General features: G+C 68.1%; 2 protein-coding genes and 2 pseudogenes. 1 reads left to right on the top strand and 3 read right to left on the bottom strand.

Annotation, left to right across the window (positions count from 1 at the left end; translation table 11 throughout):
• The 3 genes and pseudogenes from A9W95_RS07990 to mfd all read right to left on the bottom strand — a co-directional run.
• Positions 1–378, bottom strand: a pseudogene (locus tag A9W95_RS07990) (hypothetical protein); the annotation flags it as partial.
• 234 nt (positions 379–612) lie between these two features.
• On the bottom strand, positions 613–1620 hold the full coding sequence (locus A9W95_RS07985; RefSeq protein ID WP_067410542.1) for a nucleoside triphosphate pyrophosphohydrolase: 1008 nt from the start codon (positions 1618–1620) through the stop codon (positions 613–615).
• A gap of 105 nt (positions 1621–1725) precedes the next feature.
• Positions 1726–5376, bottom strand: a complete 3651-nt coding sequence (gene mfd, locus A9W95_RS07980) for a transcription-repair coupling factor (RefSeq protein ID WP_067410540.1) — start codon at positions 5374–5376, stop codon at positions 1726–1728.
• Between the two features lie 107 nt (positions 5377–5483).
• Between mfd and A9W95_RS07975 the strand changes: the two are divergent.
• Positions 5484–6267: pseudogene (locus A9W95_RS07975) on the top strand (diaminopimelate decarboxylase); the annotation flags it as partial.

The raw sequence follows: 6267 nt of genomic DNA, 5'->3' as shown, positions 1-6267 counted from the left end.
GGTGACGTCGCCGTTGGGCGCGATGGTGGCGCCGCGGTAGGTGCCGTGGTGGCTTTCCACCTGCCCGATACCGGCCAGCGTGGTCCAGGCGATATGGCACTTGGGGTTCTCCACCTCAGCGACCCGGGCGGCGTAGGCGTAGGCCTCCAGTGCGATCACCGGGATCTCCAGCGCAGCCGAGCGTTGCTCGGCCCATTGCCGCAGCTGGTCGGCGGGACGGCCGGTGGCGTAGGTGTCGATCGGCGGGACCGCATCACCGGGCGGCGGCGGTACGCCCTCGGGAATGAACAGGCTGAGCTGCCAGGTGCAGCTGGACGCCAACAGCATCGCGGTCGCCCCTATCACGGCGAACGCGCGCAACCAGCGTCTCGGCGTCACAACTCTCCCCTGTTTGGACCCCTGTTTGCGGGTGCGGAGTACCCACGCAACCAGGCCATCGTCCCATGCGATGACGCCCTACCCTGGCGCAGCGCCGTTCAGCACACAAATTTCTCGGCAACCATGTTGGAATTCCGATTAGCCAACAGGCTAATTGGCTATCGACAATTCGGTTTCAGTTGCAGGCAAACACCTATCTCGCAAACTCGGCGAAATTATCGCGACGTGAAGGGGCTATGAGTCTCGGCGAATGTCGGTTATCGGGACATCGTCGGAGTCGGCAACCGCGGGTTGCGCTTCCATCTCCGGCTCGTCACCCGGCCAGTGCGCGCGCCACTCTTCTGCGGTGATGGTGCCCAGCGGGGCCACGTCGAGTTCGTCGGCGACGCTGGCACCGCGGCGCGCGGCGGCAATCGCCTTCTCCACACCCCGCACCGTCTCAACGAAATCCAGAACGGCTGCGCGTAACGAATTTTCGGCGTCGACCTCGGTAGACAGGTTGACGGTGGTGATCTCACCGGGAATCAGCTCGGCGGGTAGTCCGGCTTTTTCGACCCGCTGAATCACCTTCTGCGCCAACGCCAACGCCGGCTGGCCGGTGTGCACATCGTCCAGCACCGAATTGCGGGGCTTTTCGGCCGCTTTGCGCTCTTCCCACTGCGCCAGTTGCTCTTCCAACGAAACCGGCTCTCCGGCAAGGACTCCCGGCACGCGGTTACCCAACTTGCGGATCAGCGTGTCGGCGACGTCGTCGATGGTGAACGGACGTTGTGCCGCATCCTCGGCGATGCGGGCGTGAAAAAGGACCTGCAGCAGCACATCACCGAGTTCCTCGCGCAGCTGCTCGACGTCGCCGCTGTGCACCGCGTCGAGCAGTTCGTACGTCTCTTCCAGCAAATACCTGCGCAGCGAGTCGTGGGTTTGCTCACTTTCCCATGGCCCGGCGGTGCGCAATTTGTCCATCATCGCCACCGCGTCGACGAGCCGTTCTCCGCGGGGACGCTCCGGGGCTGAGATGAGCCGAGCTCCGGCGGCCAGTCGCGCAGTGACCGCGGGGTGCTTGGGGTCGGAGGACAACAGCACCGGCGCGTCGTCACCGCTGTGCACCGGGTGGGCTGCGGGCAGCGACCAGGGCACGGCGACCGGCATCTCCTCGGTGTACTGCACCTCACCGGTGAGCAATTCGATGGCCTCGACCGGGACCAGGGAAGGACGCCGGGGGTCGACCAGGACGACAAACATCAGCGCCGCTCCTCCTCATCGCTTCGCTCTGCATCGTCGCCGGCGCGAATCATCAGCGCCGCTCCTCCTCATCGCTTCGCTCTGCATCGTCGCCGGCGCGAATCATCAGCGCCGCTCCTGGCTGGCCGCGGCCGGGTCCGGGCTCGTCATACCAATATCTTGCTGCGGCTTGCCCGCGAGTGCGGTCACCAAGTCGGCCACCATCTGCACCAACTCGACGTCGCGGATGCGCGAGGCGCCGATCCCGCCGGTGCGCGGAATGGGCACCTGCACGGTGGCCGTCGTGGCGCGATAACTGGCACCGGGATACATCCGCTTGAGCCGCACCTGAGCCGAATCGGGCAGCGTCAACGGCGACAACCGCACCGTCGCCGCCGATGAGGCCGTCACCTCGGTGATGCCCGACTCCCGGCACAACAGCCGCATCCGAGCGACCGCCACCAGCCGCAGGGCAGGTTCGGGCAGCGGCCCGTAGCGGTCGATCAGCTCTTCGACGACGGAGCCGACCGCCGCGTCATCCGGAGCCGCCGCCAACCGCCGGTAGGCCTCCAGCCGCAGCCGGTCGCTGGCGATGTAGTCGGGCGGCAGGTGCGCGTCGACCGGCAGATCGATGCGCACATCCTTGGGTTCTTCGGCCGTCGTGACCGTCTGGCCGTCCGCGGCGGCGCGGTAAGCCTCGACGGCCTCGCCGACCAGCCGCACGTACAGGTCGAACCCGACCCCGGCGACGTGCCCGGACTGCTCGACGCCCAGCACGTTGCCCGCACCCCTGATCTCCAGGTCCTTCAGCGCGACCGCCATGCCCGCGCCCAGCTCGTTGTTCTGGGCGATCGTCGCCAGCCGGTCGTAGGCCGTCTCGGTCAGCGGAGCGTGCTGCGGATACAGGAAGTAGGCGTATCCGCGTTCGCGGCTGCGGCCGACGCGGCCGCGCAGCTGATGCAGCTGGGACAGGCCGAAGGTGTCGGCGCGCTCCACGATCAGCGTGTTGGCGTTGGAGATGTCCAGGCCGGTTTCCACGATGGTGGTGCAGACCAGGATGTCGAATTCGCGGTTCCAGAACCCCTGGACGGTGCGTTCCAACCGCTCTTCGGGCATCTGCCCGTGCGCGACGACCACGCGGGCCTCGGGCACCAGCTCGCGGACATGCGCGGCGGCCCGGTCGATGGAGCTGACTCGGTTGTGCACGTAGAAGGCCTGACCGTCGCGCAACAGCTCGCGCCGCAGTGCCGCCGCGATCTGCTTGTCCTCGTGCGGGCCGACGTAGGTCAGCACCGGGTAGCGCTCTTCTGGCGGGGTCAGGATGGTCGACATCTCGCGGATGCCGGCCAGGCTCATCTCTAGGGTGCGCGGGATCGGGGTGGCGCTCATGGTCAACACGTCGACGTGGGTGCGCAGCGACTTGATGTGCTCTTTGTGCTCGACGCCGAAGCGCTGTTCCTCGTCGACGACGACCAGGCCCAGGTCCTTCCAGCGCACCCCGGTCTGCAACAGCCGGTGGGTGCCGATCACGATGTCCACCGACCCATCGGCCATGCCCTCGATCACCTTGCGGGATTCGGCGGTGTCGGTGAACCGGGACAGCCCCTTGACGGTGACCGGGAAGCCGGCCATCCGGTCGGTGAACGTCTGCAGATGCTGGTCGGCCAGCAGCGTGGTGGGCACCAGTACCGCGACTTGTTTGCCGTCTTGCACGGCTTTGAACGCCGCCCGCACCGCAATCTCGGTCTTGCCGTAGCCGACGTCGCCGCAGATCACCCGGTCCATCGGGATCGGCTTTTCCATGTCGGCTTTGACCTCGGTGATGGCGGTGAGCTGGTCGACGGTTTCGGTGAAGCCGAACGCGTCTTCCATCTCGGCCTGCCACGGGGTGTCGGGGCTGAAGGCGTGGCCAGGGCTGGCCTGGCGTTTGGCGTAGAGCGCGACCAGTTCGCCGGCGATCTCGCGCACCGCCCGGCGCGCCTTGGTTTTGGTGTTGGCCCAGTCGCTGCCGCCCAGCTTGCTCAGCGCCGGCGCCTGCCCGCCGACATAGCGGGACAGTTGGTCCAGCGAGTCCATCGGAACGTAAAGCTTGTCCGAGCCCCCGCCCCGCTTGCTCGATGCGTATTCCAGCACCAGGTATTCGCGACGGGCGCCGCCGACGGTGCGTTCCACCATCTCCACGAACCGCCCAATGCCGTGCTGGTCGTGCACCACCAGATCGCCGGCGGTCAGCGCCAGCGGGTCGACGGTGTTGCGGCGCTTGGCCGCCAACCGCTTGCCTTCCACGGCGGTGGCCCGGCTGCCGGTGAGGTCGGTTTCGGTGATGACGACCAGGTTCGCGCCCGGTATGACGACACCGTCGTGCAGCGGACCTTTGAGCACGCCGACGACTCCCGGTTTGAGCGCCAGGTTGGGCGGTTCCAGCATGGCGGCGGGCGTTTCACATTCGGCCAGCCGCTCCACCACCCGGTGCGCGGTGCCGGCGCCCGGAGCGACGACGGCGGCGTACCCGCCAGTCGCGACATGAGCGCGCAGCATGGCGAAGATGCCATCGATGTCGTGCTGATGGCCGCGCGCGGACGGGGCGGCCCGGACCTCCAGCTCGATCGCCGACTCGTCGGACAGCTGGCTCAGCGTCCACCAGGGGTGGCCCGCGGCCGCGGCCGCGTCGCGGACCTCGTCGAGTTCGGCGAAACCGGAGCCGCCGAGTTGAGTGACGTCGATTGGGGCGTCGGAGCCCAGGGCGGCCACCGACCACGACGCTTCGAGGAATTCGCGTCCGGTCTTGATCAAGTCGGCCGCGCGGGTGCGCACCTTCTCCGGATCACACAGCAGCACCGGAATGCCGTCGGCCAGCTGATCGGTCAGCAGCGCATTCTCGTCGGGTCGCAGGACGGGCAGCAGCGCCTCCATGCCGTCGACCGGGATGCCTTCGGCCAGTTTGGCCAACATGTCGCTGACCGTGCCGGTGACCGCGTTGTCGGTGACAGGATGCTGGGCCGCGAGCTGCGCTGCCCGCGCCCGCACGTCGTCGGTGAGCAGTAGTTCGCGGCAAGCGACGGCCACCAGCGTGTCGACCTCGAGCTCGGGAATGGACCGCTGGTCGGCGACCGCGAACATCCGCATCTCGCTGACCTCGTCACCCCAGAACTCGACTCGCACCGGGTGCTCGGCGGTGGGCGGGAAAATGTCGAGGATGCCGCCGCGCACGGCGAATTCGCCGCGCCGGCCCACCATGTCCACCCGCGTGTAGGCCAATTCGACCAGCCGGGTCACGACTTCCTCGAATGCCACCTCTACCCCGACGCTCAGGGTCAGCGGTTCCTCGTCGCCCAGCCGGGGCGCCATGGGCTGCAGCAGTGAGCGCACCGCGGTGACCACCACCCGCAGCGGCGGGCCCAGCCGGGCGTCATCCGGGTGGGCCAGCCTGCGCAGCACCATCAGACGGGTGCCGACGGTGTCGACGCCGGGCGAAAGCCGCTCGTGCGGCAGCGTCTCCCAAGACGGGAAGGCCGCCACGGCGTCACCGAAGACGCCGCGCAGCTCAGCGGTCAGGTCGTCGGCTTCGCGGCCGGTGGCCGTGACCACCAGCAGCGGACCCTGTCGCGCCAGCGCGCTGGCGACGAACAGGCGCGCGCTGGCCGGTCCGACCAGCGTCAGGGTGTCGGGTCGATCGGAGGCACGCTCGATGAGCTGCTGGAAAGTCGGCGCAGTCAGCGCTAAATCGACGAGCCCCGCGATCGGGGTATCTGGGCACGCAGTCCCCGGTGCGGTCATGATGTGCCCATTCTAGGTCGGCGAATCTCGTCAAGAATGGGCCCGGCGGCGTCAAGGGACCGTAAAGGCAGGCAGCGCAGGGCCGATGCCGGGCGCAGCGTGGAAGCATGACACTGCTGGACATGCTGCCCTCGATCGGTCGGGCAGCTCCGCGACGGTTCGATCCGACGATCTGGCCAATCACGACCCGCACCGACGAAATGGGCCAGTTGTGCGTCGGCGGCGTACCGCTCACCGATATCGCCGACGAGTTCCACACGCCGACCTATGTCCTGGACGAGACGGACTTTCGCCGTCGGGCCCGTCGGTTGCGCAAGGCGTTGCGTGATGCGGAGGTGGTCTACGCCGGGAAGTCACTGTTGACCACCGCGGTGGCCCGCTGGGCACGGGAAGAGGGCCTGGGCGTCGACGTGTGCTCACCCGGTGAGCTGGCCACCGTCCTGGCCGGTGGCGTGGACCCGAGCCGGATCATCCTGCACGGCAACGCCAAGACACCCGACGAGCTGCGCGACGCGGTGAGCGTCGGTGTCGGGCGGATCGTCGTCGACTCCTGCATGGAGATCGCCTACCTGGCGGGCCTGGCGCGGCGGCGCCAACGGGTGCTGGTGCGGGTCACCCCCGACATCGATATCCACGGGCACCGCGCGATCACTACCGGTATCAGCGACCAGAAGTTCGGGTTGACGTTGGCCCACGACCAGGCCGCCGACGCGGTTGAGCGGGTGCTCGCGCACCCGATCCTGGACCTGATCGGCCTGCACTGCCATATCGGGTCGCAGGTCAGCGATCCGGGCCTGTACGGCGAGGCGATTCACCGGATGATCGCCGCGATGGCCGACATCCGCGCCCGTCACGGCGTCATCCTGACCGAGCTGAACATCGGCGGCGGCC

Source organism: Mycobacterium sp. 1423905.2 (assembly GCF_001673155.1).
Taxonomy (GTDB): domain Bacteria; phylum Actinomycetota; class Actinomycetes; order Mycobacteriales; family Mycobacteriaceae; genus Mycobacterium.
This window is presented reverse-complemented; position numbering and strand designations above follow the sequence as displayed.